The following is a 15602-nucleotide window of genomic DNA, read 5'->3' on the forward strand; positions in this document are numbered from 1 at the left end:
CAGCTTTTTTTCTGGCCTTTTTAGAGAGCTTTTTGTTTTTTTTCTTGGTCTTCTTTTCTTTCTTCTCTTCTATTTTGTCCAGACGCTTATTGCGTTCCTTTATGGCTTCTTTTTGCGAATTCTTTTGCGCGGTGGTTGGGAGTAAGACTTGTTGGCTAAGCCTAGAAGTCTTACCCTTGCACAGTTTATAAGTTCTTTAGTAGCAATGAACCTCTTTCAAAGTTGCGATAGAACTTGCAAAGCAAGTAGAAGCACCAAAATTTCTAGGATATTTTGTCGAAATTCACAGAGTCATAGGTGAGGTCAACTTCTTTCTTACATTAAAGGGGGGCAGAAAAAGGCCCCGACACCTAAAAGGAGACGGGGCGGAATGTTCAAGAGAAGCTCTACAAGTCTCTTGCAAAATATTCTCGATGCTGATATATCAGCATTTACAAGTATTCAAGTATAGAAAATCTTGAGTTTTTCGGGGTGCCCTCAAGAATGTCTTGCCTTTTCTAAAAAAATGGAAAGTCTATTATGAATCTTGGGATGTATAATGCGACTTTGAAAATTATGTAACTCTAATGTAAAAGTGCATATACGACTTCTGCCGAACTATAAATACCCAAAATCAAAATAATTACAAAGCAAGTAATTTTTACAGCAGGACTTTTAATGTGATTGGCCATAATAGGCAGTAGTAAAATACAAAATAATACTAAAGTAGTTGGGAGCTTTGGCATAAAATAAAACCTCCATCTCCCCAGCCATTAACAACACTGATAGTTCCACCTATCTGTTCAGACAAGTCGTTTGCTTGAACAGATTCGAATTCCTCAAACACAATTGATTCCATATAGTTTATCCTTTCATTTTTATGGTTGCTATAGTATCACCTAAATTCTTCTTAATCAAGCTCTTCTGCCCATCTTTTATTAGAATGTCAAAACCCTGAAAAAACATAAATTTTCTGATACTTTTAAGCACTTGGACAGTGTTACAAATAGTTGAAAAGAGAAGACCAACTGAATCTTCTCTCGCATTTAATTATAGTCATTTATCACAAATTAAAAGGAGAAAACTTGATTAGTCTCCTCCCTTTTAGTTTTGAAGTCCCATGTTTGCCATTAATTAGGAACTTAGAAATCAATATCAACAGAAACGGTTTGGACAGGGACGTCATAGAAAGGATCTTCACGGCGGCCTAAGAAATCTTTAGCTTGCTGAGGGAAGGAGGCATAACTGAGCACATCTTCTTCACTTTTAGCATAGTCTGCAATTTCTTGACGTAAACTTGGTAGTTGCGGTTCAATCAAATCAGCTGGCCGAACCGTGATAGGCTCCTCATTACCGATAATGAGTTGCTTGATCTTGTCATCAATAGCTGCTGGTGGACGGCCGTAAAGCCCACGGACATAATCCTTAATCTCATTGGGAACGACCTTATAGCGCTCACCTGAGATAATATTCATTAGCGATTGGGTTCCTACCATCTGTGATAAAGGGGTTACCAGCGGTGGATAGCCAAGGTCAGCTCTGACACGAGGAACCTCAGCTAAAACTTCTTCATATCGATCAACCAGACCCTGTTCTGTTAATTGGCTGAGCAAGTTTGATAACATCCCACCTGGAACTTGATAAATCAGGGTTTTAGGCTCAACATCCTTGACCTTAGGATTCAAAATGCCTTCTGCTCGATAATGGTCGCGAACAGTATTCATGTGGGCAGCCACTTCTTCGACCTTTTTTAAATCTATGCCCGTGTGAAAACCAAGTTCTTCAAGGGCGATGACCAAAGACTCTGTCGCAGGCTGGCTAGTTCCTCCTGCAAAAGATGAGACCGCTGTATCAATAATATCAGCTCCTGCTTCAGCTACTTTGAGATAAGTCATTTCAGAAATACCACTGGTCGCGTGGGTATGGACTTCAAGAGGCAGATTTACATCTTCCTTGATCCGCTTCACTAACTCATAACCCGTCTGCGGCGTTAAAACACCAGCCATATCTTTGATACAGATGGAATCAGCCCCAATTTGGGCGTACTGCTTGGCAAGATTTACAAAATAATCCACCGTATGAATAGGACTAGTAGTGTAGGAAATAGCAACTTGAGCATGACCACCTGCTGCTTTAGTAGCTGATACAGCCGTTTGCAGATTGCGAGGATCATTGAGGGCATCAAAGATACGAATAATATCAATCCCATTTTCGATAGACTTTTGAATGAAGGAGGTCACAACATCATCGGCATAATTGCGATAGCCAAGCAAATTTTGACCACGCAGGAGCATTTGCAATTTCGTTTTCTTAACATGTTTACGAATGGTCCTCAGCCTTTCCCAGGGATCTTCATTCAAATAGCGCAAGCAGGAATCAAAGGTAGCGCCACCCCAGACCTCCAAAGCATGATAGCCTGCCTCATCCAAAGTTTTCAGGACCGGCAGCATCTCTGTTGTTGTCATTCGTGTTGCGATTTGACTCTGTTGTCCATCTCGCAACACTGTCTCCGTAAGGCGGATTTCCGACATGACTTTCCTCCTCTTATAAATTTTCACTAATAATTTGGGCAAGCTTGGCTTGCATCGTTTCCACATTATGTTTTCGAGATCTGGCACAAGACTTGGCCTCTCCCTGACAGATAAAACACCGTCGTTTAGGAAAACCGAGCTCCTGACGGCTAATTGGTCTTGGATGATTTTCAAGCAATTGTAAAACATCTAAGTCCATCAGGCGTCCCAAAGGAGTGCTTGTTTCAATCTCTATCATAGATTGTTTTAAATCGTTAGCCGCTAAATCTGAAATCAGGTAATACTCACAGCCCGTTTTTTTAACAGTTTCTTTTTCAAAATTAATATGTCCTGCTAAAGTTTTTTTGACCTGCTTAATAACCATCTCAAAGGCTCGACTCAATAAAACTGAGTTCTTTATGGGCCCAGGAATATTCATGGTCGCACAGAGCAAGGAATGAGGCTTATAAGTTTTTAGCAACTCCGTCTGTTTATGGCTGCGGTCTTCACGCGCAGCTAGCATATCCTCTAGGGTTACCTGCGGTCCATCAAAGACGGCTTGAATACTCCGTTTTTCAGACATTGCGGACAACATCAATTAGACTACCGTCGCGGTACTCAATAAGAGCCACAACCTTGTCTCCATATTGAATAGGATCTGGATTGCCAACAATCGCGTAAGCCTTTTCTTTCAACTCATCAATTGTAAATTGCGGTACTTTCAGGTCCTTAAAGTGTTCTATCAAATCAGGACGATTAGGATTTATAGCAATACCCACTTCTGTCACAATGACATCAACGCTGGTTCCCGGCGTAATAACTGTATTAACCTTATCAACAAAGGTAGGAATACGGCCGCGCACAAGGGGTGAGATGACTAAACTCATTTTGGCAGCAAAGGCGGTATCGCAGTGACCACCTGATGCCCCGCGGATAACACCATCTGATCCAGTCATAACATTGACATTAAAGTCTGTATCTACTTCTAAGGCAGAGAGTACACAAGTATCCAATTGATTGATTACAGAACCTTTGCTAAGCGGAGAGGCATACATATTAGCATCAATTTCATAATGCTTTTCGGCATTACTGTCAAGCGATACGGCCGAAGGATGGTCGAAGTCCTGAACGTCCATAATCTTGTCAACCAGACCTTCTTCCAGCAATTCTACCATGGCATTGGTGATACCACCGAGAGCAAAGTTAGCTTTGATGCCATCTTTAAGCATCTGCTCACGCATAAAACGTGTAACAGCTAATGAGGCTCCACCCGTTCCTGTTTGGAAAGAGAACCCTTCTTTATAGTAAGGAGAACCGGTGATAACCTTAGCCGCATACTCGGCAATGAGCAATTCCTTAGGATTCTTGGTATAACGAGTTGCACCCTTAGCAATACCTTCGGGATCCCCGATCGCATCTACAACAACGACATAATCGACATCTGTTTGCGGAATACTGATCGGCGTATTAGGGTAAGGCACCAAGGTATCTGTGATGATGACTACTTGGTCTGCATACTTAGCGTCAATCATGGCATAGCCTAGTGAACCACAGGTTGCCTTTCCTTTTGTCCCATTAGCATTGCCGTAAGCGTCAGAGCTCGGAGCTCCTAAGAAAGCGACATCAATATGAATGTCATCGGCTGCAATCGCACGGGCACGTCCCCCGTGGGAGCGGATGACAACAGGATTTTCCATGATTCCTTCTGAAATTGCAGCCCCAACTTTATCGCGCAGCCCACTGGATGTGATATTAGTAACAACGCCATTTTTGATGTGATCGATCAAAGGGGCATGAACATTGGCGATAGAACTTGGAGCGATAGAGATATCTTTAATCCCCATCTTAGCAATCTCATCCAAGACCATATTCATCACATAGTCTCCCTCACGGAAATGGTGATGGAAGGAGATAGTCATACCATCTTTTAGCCCTGTTTTTTCAATCGCTTCACGAATAGAAGACAAGAGCTTGTCATCAGCGGGTTTCACTGGTTTCACCCGCCGACTGGATTCTTGATAATCTTTAATATGTGCCAATTCCCCTTCAAATACACCATAGCGTTCAGCATATTCTTGAGGAATATCACGACCTAATTTATTTTCTACCATCTTAAATATCCTCCTCGCTTAACACGCCAGCTGCCTTGGCCAAGGCAATAACACGTTCGGCGCGCTCAACAATAGGCTTATCAACCATTTTACCCTTGAGCGAAATAACACCAGACCCCTTGCTTTCTGCCTCACGAATTGCCCAAACAACTTCTTTGGCATTTTGAATTTCTTTTTCCGTTGGTGTATAGATTTCGTTAACCAAAGGAATTTGGCGAGGGTTGATAACGGATTTTCCATCGAATCCCAGTTGCTTAATTAAACGCACTTCGTTTTGGAAACCTTCGGGGTTATTGACATCAGAGTAGACCGTATCAATCGCTGCAATGCCGGCCGCACGCGCTGCATGAAGAATCATGCTGCGAGCAAAGAAAAGCTCTTGGCCGTCAGGGTAGCGACGCGTTTTCATATTAGTCACATAGTCTTCGGCACCGAGGGCGATACCAATTAAACGTTGAGAAGCCTTGGCAATGGCTGGAGCATTGAGAACACCTTCGGCAGACTCGATAGCAGCCATCATCTTAGTACGCCCAATCTCAATACCGTTATCGCGCTCAACTTTTTCGATAACTGCTTCGACATCAATGATATCTTGGGCCGTTTCCGTTTTAGGTAGACGGACTACATCGACGCCAGCAAGAACGACGGCCTCAACATCAAGTGCGCCACAGGTATCCAGACCATTCACCCGAACAACCGTCTCTACTTGGCTGTAGTCAAAAGTCTTGAGGGCAAAGTGTACCAAAGCTCTAGAAGTGTCCTTTTCTTTTAAGGAAACCGAGTCTTCTAAGTCAAACATAATGGAGTCTGCGCCATACAGCGGAGCATCCCTAAGCATGGCTGCATTGGCTCCGGGGACAAACATCATTGTTCTTCTTAAGCGTTCCATGCGTCAATCTCCTTCCAGTTGTACTGCTCTACTTCTGCCGCTCTGTGAACTGCAGCAAGCGTACGTGCTTGAATGGTACAATCCAAAGCTCCTTTATCTACGGCTTGGATAGCAGCAGACTGAACACCCAAGTTTTCCAGTGTTTCTTGGATAAGTGTCCTAATTTGTTGACCAAATTGTTTTTCGACGCTGCTTTCTAATTCGATAGAAATACCATCATTGCTTGGATTAACTGTCACCATAATGTCACTGGACTCCAAAGAGCCAGCGACAGCAGATTGTTTAATATTCATAATTCACCTCACATTGCTATAATATGCGGCGCAGGTGAGATCATCCCACGAGTGTCGCGTGTGATAACTAACTTATTTTTTGACTGGAAAAATCCTGAGTAACAATTCAGCTACTGCATAGAGAATCCCCAAGACGATAAAAACACCAGCCATACCTAAGCCCATCAATTCAAAGGCTTGAATCAAATCATCCATTGACATAATTTTTTCTCCTCACCTTTTTAGCTAAAGAATGACAGCAGCAAGCCGCCTGCGATTACCGAAGCAATTTGTCCCGATACATTTGCCCCGACCGCATACATCAAAATAAAGTTTTGCGGATCTTCATCCGTTGCCATTTTTTGAATAACCCGGCTGGACATTGGAAAGGCTGAAATCCCTGCAGCACCAATCATTGGATTGATTTTCTTGCGGCGGAAAATATTTAAAATCTTAGCAAAAACAACCCCTCCGACAGAGTCCATAATGAAGGCCACCAAACCAAAGAGGATAATCATAAGAGTTTGGAGATTTAAGAATTGATCAGCTTGCATCTTAACCGAAATCGTTAGACCCAGGAGGATACTGACAATATTGACCAACTCGTTTTGAGCTGTTTGTGATAAACGGTCTAAAACACCACATTCACGCAAGAGATTACCAAACATCAAGAAACCAACAAGCGGTAGGGAAATAGGTGCGATAAATCCTGCAACAATCGTAATGACAATTGGAAATAGAATTTTAGTTAATTTAGAAACATCTTCTGCCTTGTAGGTCATACGAATCCGACGTTCCTTTTTAGTCGTAACCAATTTGATAGCGAAGGGTTGGATAATAGGAACCAGTGCCATATAAGAATAGGCTGCAACTGTTATCGGCCCCAGTAGCTTAGGAGCTAGCTGGTTGGCGACAAAGATTGAAGTTGGACCATCGGCAGCCCCGATAATCCCGATCGAAGCTGCTTCCTTGATATCGAAGCCTGCCAAGACCGCAACAACGACAACAAAGAAGATCCCAAACTGGGCTGCGGCACCAAAGAGCAGCATAAAAGGATTCTGCAACAGAGGGCCAAAGTCAATCATGGCACCAATCCCGATAAAAATCAGGAGGGGAAAGAGTTCAGTATTAATCCCTATCTTAAAGAGGACATCAAAAACTCCTTCTTGATGGACACCATTGACAACCTGTGTTAAAACTCCTGTTCCGGGGAAATTCACCAAGATGGTCCCAAGACCCATCGGAACTAAAAGGGTGGGCTCATATTCCTTTTTAATCCCCAGATACATGAGCACGGCTCCAATTAACATCATAATGATTTGCGGAATAGTGATAGAGGTAATTCCTGAGATTAAAGTATCCACAAGCTTACTTCCTTTCTAATGTCTCATTAAGCGATTGTAATCAGGCCGTCGCCTGCATTAACCACTTGTCCTTCTTTAACATGAATGGCAGAGATTGTACCTGCACTGCTAGCTACAATTTCATTCTCCATTTTCATGGCTTCCAAAATCATGAGGGGTTGATTTTCTGAAACGGTATCGCCTGGATTAACCAAAATTTTCAGGATTGTTCCTGGCATTGGCGCTGGCATAGCATCCGCACCTGCTGGTGCCGAAGCCGCTGGGCTTGGAGCAGGTGCGGCCGGAGCTGATTCAGCTGGTTGAGGCGCTTCTACAGTTGGTGCCGAAGCAGGTGCAGCTACTGGGGCTGGTGTTGGAGCCACTGGAGCACCGATTTCTTCCATTTCCACTAGATATTCTTTTCCGTCAATTGAGATTTTAAATTTACGCAACATAAAATGTCTCCTTTTTGTCTCAGTCTTTCTTTTTGTAAATATTTTTTATGGACAACTGGCTATCAGTTTTTGTGCCGGCCGCAATGCTTGCAGCTATAATCGAAATCGTTTTAACTTCTGGATTCCTCTGTAAGACTCTTTTAACAAGAAACTTACTGTCCGGTCTGTCACCAGCAGCAATAGCTGTTGCGATGACACTGACTCGCTCAACATCTTGAGGATCCGCCGGAATAAAGGCTGGAAGCAGCTCCCAGTCAGAACCTGTTGAACTTTCTAGACTATCAGACTTTGCTGCACTGATAGGTTCAGCTTTACTGGTCTTGCCAAATAAACGTTGAAAAATCCCCATATTTTCCTCCTTTCGAAGTATTGCTTGTGTATTAAGCTTCCGAATAGCTGCTACTCCTTAATTATATAACGTTAAAAGCCTTCAGCATGCATTTTTTGTGTTCTTTCAACTAGCAGGCAATTTGTGTTTTTTTTGTGTTCTTTCGAAAAGGCACTATTTATTTTTGAAACGCTTTCATATACACTGTTAGTAAGATACTTCAAGCTTATATATTTTTTAAATGAAGGAGAAGCTTATGTTATTAACATTATTAGCTTATGCGATGATTATCGTCTTCATGTATGTTGTCATGAAGAAAAAAATGTCTCCCCTTACAGCATTGGTTATGATTCCACTGATAGCAGCTGTCATTGCTATCCTAACTGGATCAGCTAATCTGACTGCAGATAAGGCTTTTGTTGAGTTTGCTGCCGAAGATGGGATGGGGAAAGGGTTAACAGCCATCGGCCCAATGATCATGTATGGCATCAACAATACCGCCAAAACGGGTATTATGTTGCTCTTTGCTATTCTCTATTTCTCAATTATGTTGGATGCAGGCCTTTTTGACCCTATAACTGAAAGGATGATCCGCTTCGCCAAGGGCGACCCTCTGAAAGTTCTTGTAGCCACAGCCGTTGTTGCAGCTGCTGTTTCTCTCAATGGTGATGGTACTACAACAACCTTGATTTGTTGCTCGGCTTTTTTACCAATTTATAAAAAATTAAATATGAGAATCATGAATCTTGGTGTCCTGATTATTTTGCAAAACACCATCATGAATCTACTGCCTTGGGGCGGACCTACTGCCCGGGCTATGTCAGTCCTTAATGTCGGTTCTGAAATTTTAAGTTATTTGGCTCCCGGTATGATTCTTTCTATCCTCTATGTCATCTTCTTTGTGGCAAGAAGCATGGGGAAAAAAGAACGCAAGCGTTTAGGGGTTAGTGAACTCTCTGATAAAGAGATCACCGAGTTAACCAAAGTTACCGATCCAAAGGTTTTGGATATTCGCCGTCCTAAAAACTTTATTTTCAATGCTATCTTAACGATTATTCTGATTGTTTGGCTGGTTGCTAGTTCCTTTGTTCCGGCTATCGAAGTTCCTTCACTTCTGCTCTTTGGTGTCGGTACCTGTATCGCACTGATGGTCAATTACCCTAGACTGAAGGATCAAACAAAACGCATTAGCGATAATGCCGGTGATGCTGTTCAAGTTGTTATCTTAGTCTTTGCTGCCGGTATCTTCATGGGACTTTTCCAAGGTAGCGGTATGGCCAATGCCCTTGCGTCCAGCTTTACAACCATTATTCCTAAACAATTAGCTGGCTTCTGGGGTCTGGTTATCGCCCTCATCTCTGCTCCTGGTACCTTCTTCCTGTCAAATGATGGCTTCTACTATGGTATTATGCCAGTCTTAGCGCAAACCGGTGCCCAATATGGTTTCAGCAACATGGCAATGGCTCTTGCATCTTTGATGGGACAAGCTTTCCACTTGCTGAGTCCTCTGGTTGCCTTTATCTACTTACTCCTGCGCTTGACCGGTTTGGATATGGGGGAATGGCAGAGAGAGTCCGCCAAATATGCAGCTGTCATCTTTTTGATCTTCGTTGTCACCGTTCTTGTGATGGGACATGTCCCACTTTACATTCCTCAATAAACAAAGCGATACTCATTCTTTTTAAAAGCCCTGCTCACTGGCAAGGCTTTTTTTATAAAAAAACAAGTTATTTACTTTACTTTTTTTAAGAGACTTGGTTATAGTTATAATAGTTACTAAAATTTCAAGGAGGAATCATGTCACAAATTACTCAGGCTATTAAAAATAACTTAGATTTATCGCAGAACGTACCTCTGAAAGTCTCTTTTTATGAAGCTCTTAAAAAGACCATCATCATGAGTGAAATTCCAGCTGGCAGTCACATTAATGAAAAAGAACTCGCTGAAACTCTTAATATCAGCCGCACTCCTATCCGCTATGCTCTGAGTGTTTTGAAAGAAGAGAAGTTGGTGGAGCACATTCCAAAAAAGGGGATTATTGTCCGCGGTATCAGTTTAAAAGACGCTATCGAAATTTTTGATATTCGTAAAGCGCTTGATACTCTGGCTTCCATCAAGGCTATGCATTTGATGACTGAGGAAGACTTCGCAGATATGAAAAAAATATTGACTGACTGTGAAGCAATGATTGAAGATGGAGATATCCAGCAAATACTGCAAAACTTTAACCAATTTAATGAATTAATCTATGAAAAAAGTCAGATGCTCCGCCTGCGTAAGATTGTTATGGAATTGCAAACCTATCTTAGATATTTTCGGGAGATTTCCATAAGTTCCCTAGAAAGACGGAAACGCGCCCTATCTGAGCATTGGATCATTTACCGAGGTATGAAAAACAAGGATACTGAGCAGATTACCTTGATTACTCATGAACATCTCAATGCCTCCCTCGAATTTATCAAACAAGAAATGGAAAATAGGCAGCATGGCCAATAACTTTTCTTTAGAGAATTATGCCGATCTAGCCTCAAGAGCCTTGCTCTACGAGCTTAATCTCAGCCCCAAACCAGGCCTAGTCGATTGTTTGGATGCTGGGGCTCATAGGGATATGACCTACGAAACCTTCCTTACTAGTATTGAAACTCTCAGTCCCTTTTTCTTACGCTATCTTGAAGTAGGCTGGCGGATGGCTGGGCAAAACCCTCAGCTGATTTTTGAAGAACTAAGAAAAATTGGTATTCAAGCCGAACAGGCTATGTTTCAGGCTACCGGTGGCGTCAACACTCACAAAGGTATTAACTTTTCACTAGCCTTGGTTCTTGGAGCTACTGGCATTTACTTAGCCAAGCAGAAAACCGCCGCCACTAGTCATAATAACCCCTTAATTCCCCAAGATAGCCTAGCTATCTGCCAACTGGCCCAACAGTTAGCGGCTCATATTATTCAGACAGACCTCAGCCAGTTGGAAACAAAGGCGGACCTTAGCCACGGTGAAAAGCTCTATCTCAAATTTGGCATTAAAGGCCCCCGCGGTGAAGCCGCGGCCGGTTTTCCTACAGTTATCGCTCATGCTCTCCCTTTTTTCCGACAAGAGCTTAACAAGGAACAAGACAAAGAATTTTGTCAATTGCGACTACTGCTTTATTTGATGGGCACCGTTGAAGATGCCAATCTTATCCACCGAGGGGGGGTGCCAGCTTGGCAAAGGATTAAAAAAGAGGCTCAGAACCTCTTGAATAGTGATTTTAGTAAGTCAGAACTCAAACGACAGCTGGCCGCCTACAATCAGATATTGATTCAGCGCTATCTCAGCCCTGGTGGCAGTGCCGATTTTCTGAGCTTAACCTTCTATTTTGCTTTCTTGGAGAAGCTGCTATAAGTATTCTGCCAGCTGATTGGTAGAACGTTTGTTAGAATATACTAGCTAGGGCTTTAACAAGCAGGGGCATGACTACTACGGTATAAATAGTTCGGCTAATTTGAATACCTGCAATCTTGGGCATATCTCCGCCAAGTTCCCCAGCTAAAAGCGAAATATCTGTAGCTCCAGCGGGTGAGGAAGCAAAAAGTGCAGATTGGAGATCGAGCAGGCCACTGCGGTACATGATAAAGCCAAAGAAAGCATTGATAATGAGGTAACTCGTCAACAGCAAAACGATAGGAATGATGAGTTGTGCCATCCGCAACAGACTGGTTTGCGTGAAATTCGTTCCAATTAAAGAACCCGCAACAATTTGCGCTAAATATCTCAGAGAAATAGAAAGTTGGCGGGTATCTCTAGTAATTTTTAAAATGGAAGAAAAAATCAGAGAGAAAATCAAAGCTCCCACAGGAATTCCCAGCTCCATCCCAATGAGTCCGCCCAAGCTAGCAACAGTCAGAATTAAACCGTTATTGATCCACTGTTTTTTGCCACTTAGCTTGGCTGGCTTTCGCTGCGGTAAAGAAGAAGGCTGATTATTCTGTCCTTGTTGCCTTTTGGGTTGAGCACCTTTAGGGCTAAATTTCTTTGTTAGAAAGGCCACCCAGGCCGGCAAGATCAGCAAAATTCCAATCAGACGAGCTGACTGCAGAGTCGCCACAATATCCGATCTTGCTCCCATGTCAATGCTCATCAGAGAAACATCTACAATTCCTCCCGGAAGACAGCTGAGTAGAGCAGTTACTAAGTCTAACGCAAAAAAATGTCGAAACAGCAGTCCCATTGCTATCATATTAAGGGTAAACAGGCTCATTAATCCTGCGATAGCCTTGCCCAACTTGGGAAAACTCAAAATATCCCTTTTAGAAATCTGTTGACCAATATAGGCACCGCTGATAACCTGTGCAAAAATTTTCATGCTTGGCTCTGTAACCATCCGGCCTGTTAAAATGGATACCAAGGCCACAGCTATCATACTACCAACCATAAAAGGGGCTGGGATTCTCAGGCGCCTTGCCAGCCAGCCACCTGCAAAACCAATGAAAAGGGTTAAGAAAATTGATAATACCATGAGCTAAAAATCTTTCTTGCCGTCTAAATTTTAACTTAGCAATCTTAGTGTCAGTGACTTTTTCTTTAATTATGGCACATTTAGCATCTCTTATAAAGCAAACTATTGTATTAAAAGTGTTTTTAATGGGTGACCCTTGATGATAAGGTGCACGTTTAGTGCTACAATGACATTAAAAAGCGGAGGAAACCATGTCAGCCTATTCTATTTCAAAAATTTTTCCATCTGATGTAGCCAGCTTCAAAAAGATTGATCAACTCTTAGAACAAGAGGGGATTCGCCGTGATGGCAATCTTGATTATACCTGTGCAATCTTTGATGCGGACCTCAATGTTATCGCCACTGGCAGCTGCTTTGGCAATACCCTGCGTTGTTTGGGAGTCAGGCAAGACTATCAAGGAGAAGGGCTGCTCAATAAAATTGTTAGCCATCTCGTTAATCTTCAGTTTGAGCGGGGCAACAGTCATATTTTCCTCTATACCAAGCCTTGTACAGCTAAGTACTTTACCGACTTAGGTTTTTATGAAATCGTCAGACTTCCCAAGAAAATTTCTTTTATGGAAAATAAAAAAACTGGCTTTCAAACCTATCTATCAAAGTTGACAAAAAATCCTTGGACAAGTCCGCGGACAGCGGCTCTTGTTTTAAACGCCAACCCTTTCACTTTGGGACATCAATATTTGATTGAGCAGGCTGCTGCGGAGAATGATTGGCTCCATCTTTTTATTGTCAGTGAAGACAGCAGTCTGGTTCCCTTTTCCATTCGCAAACAGCTAGTTCAGGCAGGAACTGCCCATCTCAATAATATTATCTATCATGATACTGGTGACTACATTATCAGCCGTTCCACCTTTCCCAGTTATTTTTTAAGAGACAGAGAACAAGTGATTGAAAGTCAGGCTAGAATTGATCTTACTATTTTTATTCAGATTGCTAAAGAATTAGGCATTTCACGACGCTATGTCGGACAAGAACCGACAAGTCTAGTTACCAGTCTTTATAACCAAATTATGCAAGAGGATTTACCCAAAGCCGGTATTGACTGCATCATCCTTCCCCGTAAAGAAACTGCTGATGGACAGGTTATTAGTGCTTCTACAGCTCGTCAGGCAATCAAAGAGGAGAATTGGAAGCTCTTGAAAGAACTTCTGCCCCAGAGCAGCCTAGATTATTTCTTAAGTGAACAAGCCAAGCCTGTGATTGAGAGAATCCAGACAGCTAATGAGGTTCGCCACTACTGAACTCCTCTGATTAAGGAACATCGCCACCAAAGAGAGGGAAGGTATCTTAAACTCCCAATACTATCCTTTAAAGAATATATCAGGCAATCATAAATAACCTTGACTCCTTAACTTTATACATCATTGTCATATTGTATGATGGGCGAGAAGAAAGCCTTCATGGGTATCTATCTCAGGCTTTCACTGCTTAGTTATTTTCTCTTAATACTGGCAAATGGCTCGGCAAAATCCCCCTATTTATGTTACAATGAAATGAATACTTTCACAGGAGAAACACATGGATAGTAAACTCATTATCGCTCAAGAGCTCAAGACTGTCCTACCTGATATGGACCTTGATGCGATTGTTAATCTATTAGAAATCCCTAAGAACACTGCGATGGGGGATTTAGCCTTCCCTGCTTTTTCTTTAGCCAAGATATTGCGTAAGGCCCCCCAAGCCATTGCCAGCGAACTCGTTGAAAAAATTAACACGGATAAATTCGATAAAGTCCAAGCTGTCGGCCCCTATATCAATTTCTTCCTCAACAAGAAAGAGATTTCCCGAAGTGTTCTAAAGGAAGTCATTACTCAAGGTAGTAACTACGCCACACAGGATTTCGGTCAAGGACGACATATTACCATTGATATGTCCAGTCCTAACATCGCCAAGCCCTTTTCTATCGGTCACCTGCGCTCGACTGTTATCGGTGACAGTCTAGCTAAGATTTTCGAAAAAGTCGGCTATAAGGCTATTAAAATCAATCACTTGGGCGACTGGGGCAAACAGTTCGGCATGCTGATAGTAGCCTATAAAAAATGGGGTGACGAGGAAGCTGTCCGCACTAATCCCATCGATGAGCTACTTCAGCTTTACGTCCGCATCAATAAGGAAGCTCAAACCCAGCCTGAATTAGACGAAGAAGCTAGAGACTGGTTTCGGAAGCTAGAGGCTGGTGACGACGAGGCTATTAACCTCTGGCAATGGTTCCGTGATGAGAGCCTGATTGAATTCAACCGCCTCTATGACCAATTAGGGGTCCAATTCGATAGCTATAATGGGGAAGCCTTCTATAATGACAAGATGGATGAAGTTGTTTCTATCCTAGAAAATAAGGGACTCTTGCAGGAATCGCAAGGAGCTCAAGTGGTTAATCTGGATCAATATGGCATTGAAAACCCTGCCTTGATTAAAAAATCAGACGGAGCCACCCTTTACATTACACGGGATTTGGCTGCAGCTCTCTACCGCAAGCGGACCTACGATTTTGCTAAGTCTATCTACGTGGTCGGCAATGAACAAGCCGCTCATTTTAAGCAACTCAAGGCTGTCCTTAAAGAGATGAGTTACGACTGGTCAGACGACATCGTTCATGTTCCTTTCGGGCTAGTCACCAAGGATGGTAAAAAACTCTCAACTCGTAAGGGAAATGTCATCCTCTTGGAACCAACCATTGCCGAAGCCATCAAACGGGCTGGTGATCAAATCGAAGCTAAGAACCCTGATTTGCCAAATAAGGACATCGTTGCTCACACAGTTGGTGTCGGAGCCATCAAGTTTTATGACCTCAAGACGGATCGCCTCAATGGTTACGATTTCAACCTCGATGCCATGGTTTCCTTTGAAGGAGAAACCGGTCCCTATGTCCAATATGCCTATGCCCGGATTCAATCCATCCTCCGCAAGGCGGATTTCAAGGCTACTCCAGCTGCTGGCTATTCCTTAGATGATGCTGAAAGCTGGGAAATTATCAAGTTGATTCAAAATTTCCCAGCCACCATCAAACGAGCGGCCGATAATTTTGAACCATCTATCATTGCCAAGTTTGCCATCAGCCTAGCTCAAGCTTTCAATAAGTACTACGCCCATAACCGTATTTTGGACCAAAGTCCAGAGCGTGACAGCCGTCTAGCCCTTAGCTATACAACAGCGCTGGTCCTCAAAGAAGCCCTGCGCCTTCTGGGTGTGGATGCCCCAGACGAAATGTAAAATAAGACCATC

15 protein-coding genes and 1 pseudogene are annotated in these 15602 nt (G+C 42.7%); 5 read left to right on the forward strand and 11 right to left on the reverse strand.

Going from position 1 to position 15602, the window contains the following annotated elements; genetic code table 11:
- From G7Y32_RS07345 to G7Y32_RS07385, 10 genes and pseudogenes are all read right to left on the reverse strand, one after another.
- A pseudogene (locus tag G7Y32_RS07345) lies at window positions 1–127 on the reverse strand (HlyD family efflux transporter periplasmic adaptor subunit); the annotation flags it as partial.
- Between the two features lie 994 nt (window positions 128–1121).
- The gene (locus tag G7Y32_RS07350) at window positions 1122–2510 is read right to left on the reverse strand and encodes an oxaloacetate decarboxylase subunit alpha (protein ID WP_165212481.1); all 1389 of its coding nucleotides are present in this window, start codon (window positions 2508–2510) and stop codon (window positions 1122–1124) included.
- Between the two features lie 13 nt (window positions 2511–2523).
- Complete coding sequence (gene citX, locus G7Y32_RS07355) at window positions 2524–3072, reverse strand: citrate lyase holo-[acyl-carrier protein] synthase (RefSeq protein ID WP_165212482.1); 549 nt, start codon at window positions 3070–3072, stop codon at window positions 2524–2526.
- A complete protein-coding gene (citF, locus tag G7Y32_RS07360; RefSeq protein WP_165212483.1) occupies window positions 3065–4600 on the reverse strand; it encodes a citrate lyase subunit alpha in 1536 nt (511 codons plus the stop codon). Before citF ends, citX begins: the two co-directional genes overlap by 8 nt.
- Window position 4601: 1 nt before the next feature.
- Window positions 4602–5489, reverse strand: a complete 888-nt coding sequence (gene citE / locus G7Y32_RS07365) for a citrate (pro-3S)-lyase subunit beta (RefSeq protein ID WP_004226354.1) — start codon at window positions 5487–5489, stop codon at window positions 4602–4604.
- A complete protein-coding gene (citD, locus tag G7Y32_RS07370) occupies window positions 5477–5782 on the reverse strand; it encodes a citrate lyase acyl carrier protein (protein ID WP_165212484.1) in 306 nt (101 codons plus the stop codon). Before citD ends, citE begins: the two co-directional genes overlap by 13 nt.
- A gap of 72 nt (window positions 5783–5854) precedes the next feature.
- Window positions 5855–5983: an OadG-related small transporter subunit gene (locus tag G7Y32_RS10465; protein WP_277423770.1), complete on the reverse strand. Its 129-nt coding sequence runs from the start codon at window positions 5981–5983 to the stop codon at window positions 5855–5857.
- A 20-nt stretch (window positions 5984–6003) separates the two neighbouring features.
- Entirely contained in the window at window positions 6004–7125 is a 1122-nt protein-coding gene (locus G7Y32_RS07375; RefSeq protein WP_165212485.1) for a sodium ion-translocating decarboxylase subunit beta, read from the reverse strand.
- A 26-nt stretch (window positions 7126–7151) separates the two neighbouring features.
- A complete protein-coding gene (locus tag G7Y32_RS07380; protein WP_165212486.1) occupies window positions 7152–7559 on the reverse strand; it encodes an acetyl-CoA carboxylase biotin carboxyl carrier protein subunit in 408 nt (135 codons plus the stop codon).
- 19 nt (window positions 7560–7578) lie between these two features.
- The gene (locus tag G7Y32_RS07385) at window positions 7579–7908 is read right to left on the reverse strand and encodes a hypothetical protein (RefSeq protein ID WP_165212488.1); all 330 of its coding nucleotides are present in this window, start codon (window positions 7906–7908) and stop codon (window positions 7579–7581) included.
- A 235-nt stretch (window positions 7909–8143) separates the two neighbouring features.
- On the opposite strand from G7Y32_RS07385, the gene G7Y32_RS07390 reads away from it, so the two are divergent.
- From G7Y32_RS07390 to citG, 3 genes are all read left to right on the forward strand, one after another.
- A complete protein-coding gene (locus G7Y32_RS07390; protein ID WP_165212490.1) occupies window positions 8144–9547 on the forward strand; it encodes a CitMHS family transporter in 1404 nt (467 codons plus the stop codon).
- A gap of 137 nt (window positions 9548–9684) precedes the next feature.
- A complete protein-coding gene (locus tag G7Y32_RS07395; protein ID WP_165212492.1) occupies window positions 9685–10383 on the forward strand; it encodes a GntR family transcriptional regulator in 699 nt (232 codons plus the stop codon).
- Entirely contained in the window at window positions 10373–11266 is an 894-nt protein-coding gene (citG, locus tag G7Y32_RS07400; RefSeq protein WP_165212494.1) for a triphosphoribosyl-dephospho-CoA synthase CitG, read from the forward strand. The genes G7Y32_RS07395 and citG overlap by 11 nt, the downstream gene beginning before the upstream one ends.
- 31 nt (window positions 11267–11297) lie before the next feature.
- Here the strand turns inward: citG and G7Y32_RS07405 are convergent, their stop codons facing one another.
- The gene (locus tag G7Y32_RS07405; RefSeq protein ID WP_165212496.1) at window positions 11298–12380 is read right to left on the reverse strand and encodes an AbrB family transcriptional regulator; all 1083 of its coding nucleotides are present in this window, start codon (window positions 12378–12380) and stop codon (window positions 11298–11300) included.
- Window positions 12381–12571: 191 nt separating this feature from the next.
- Between G7Y32_RS07405 and citC the strand changes: the two genes are divergently transcribed.
- Together citC and argS are read left to right on the forward strand one after the other, a co-directional pair.
- On the forward strand, window positions 12572–13621 hold the full coding sequence (citC, locus tag G7Y32_RS07410) for a [citrate (pro-3S)-lyase] ligase (RefSeq protein WP_165212498.1): 1050 nt from the start codon (window positions 12572–12574) through the stop codon (window positions 13619–13621).
- A gap of 277 nt (window positions 13622–13898) precedes the next feature.
- Window positions 13899–15590: an arginine--tRNA ligase gene (argS, locus tag G7Y32_RS07415; protein WP_165212500.1), complete on the forward strand. Its 1692-nt coding sequence runs from the start codon at window positions 13899–13901 to the stop codon at window positions 15588–15590.
- The last annotated feature ends 12 nt before the right edge of the window (window positions 15591–15602 follow it).

The organism is Streptococcus tangpeifui (assembly GCF_011038795.1).
Lineage (GTDB): Bacteria > Bacillota > Bacilli > Lactobacillales > Streptococcaceae > Streptococcus > Streptococcus tangpeifui.

Coding starts and splice junctions, on each gene's coding strand:
- citG (WP_165212494.1), top strand. CDS start 10,373: ATGGCCAATAACTTTTCTTTAGAGAATTATGCCGATCTAGCCTCAAGA.
- G7Y32_RS07350 (WP_165212481.1), bottom strand. CDS start 2,510: ATGTCGGAAATCCGCCTTACGGAGACAGTGTTGCGAGATGGACAACAG.
- G7Y32_RS07395 (WP_165212492.1), top strand. CDS start 9,685: ATGTCACAAATTACTCAGGCTATTAAAAATAACTTAGATTTATCGCAG.
- citC (WP_165212498.1), top strand. CDS start 12,572: ATGTCAGCCTATTCTATTTCAAAAATTTTTCCATCTGATGTAGCCAGC.
- citD (WP_165212484.1), bottom strand. CDS start 5,782: ATGAATATTAAACAATCTGCTGTCGCTGGCTCTTTGGAGTCCAGTGAC.
- citE (WP_004226354.1), bottom strand. CDS start 5,489: ATGGAACGCTTAAGAAGAACAATGATGTTTGTCCCCGGAGCCAATGCA.
- G7Y32_RS07390 (WP_165212490.1), top strand. CDS start 8,144: ATGTTATTAACATTATTAGCTTATGCGATGATTATCGTCTTCATGTAT.
- G7Y32_RS07405 (WP_165212496.1), bottom strand. CDS start 12,380: ATGGTATTATCAATTTTCTTAACCCTTTTCATTGGTTTTGCAGGTGGC.
- citF (WP_165212483.1), bottom strand. CDS start 4,600: ATGGTAGAAAATAAATTAGGTCGTGATATTCCTCAAGAATATGCTGAA.
- G7Y32_RS10465 (WP_277423770.1), bottom strand. CDS start 5,983: ATGTCAATGGATGATTTGATTCAAGCCTTTGAATTGATGGGCTTAGGT.
- G7Y32_RS07380 (WP_165212486.1), bottom strand. CDS start 7,559: ATGTTGCGTAAATTTAAAATCTCAATTGACGGAAAAGAATATCTAGTG.
- citX (WP_165212482.1), bottom strand. CDS start 3,072: ATGTCTGAAAAACGGAGTATTCAAGCCGTCTTTGATGGACCGCAGGTA.
- argS (WP_165212500.1), top strand. CDS start 13,899: ATGGATAGTAAACTCATTATCGCTCAAGAGCTCAAGACTGTCCTACCT.
- G7Y32_RS07385 (WP_165212488.1), bottom strand. CDS start 7,908: ATGGGGATTTTTCAACGTTTATTTGGCAAGACCAGTAAAGCTGAACCT.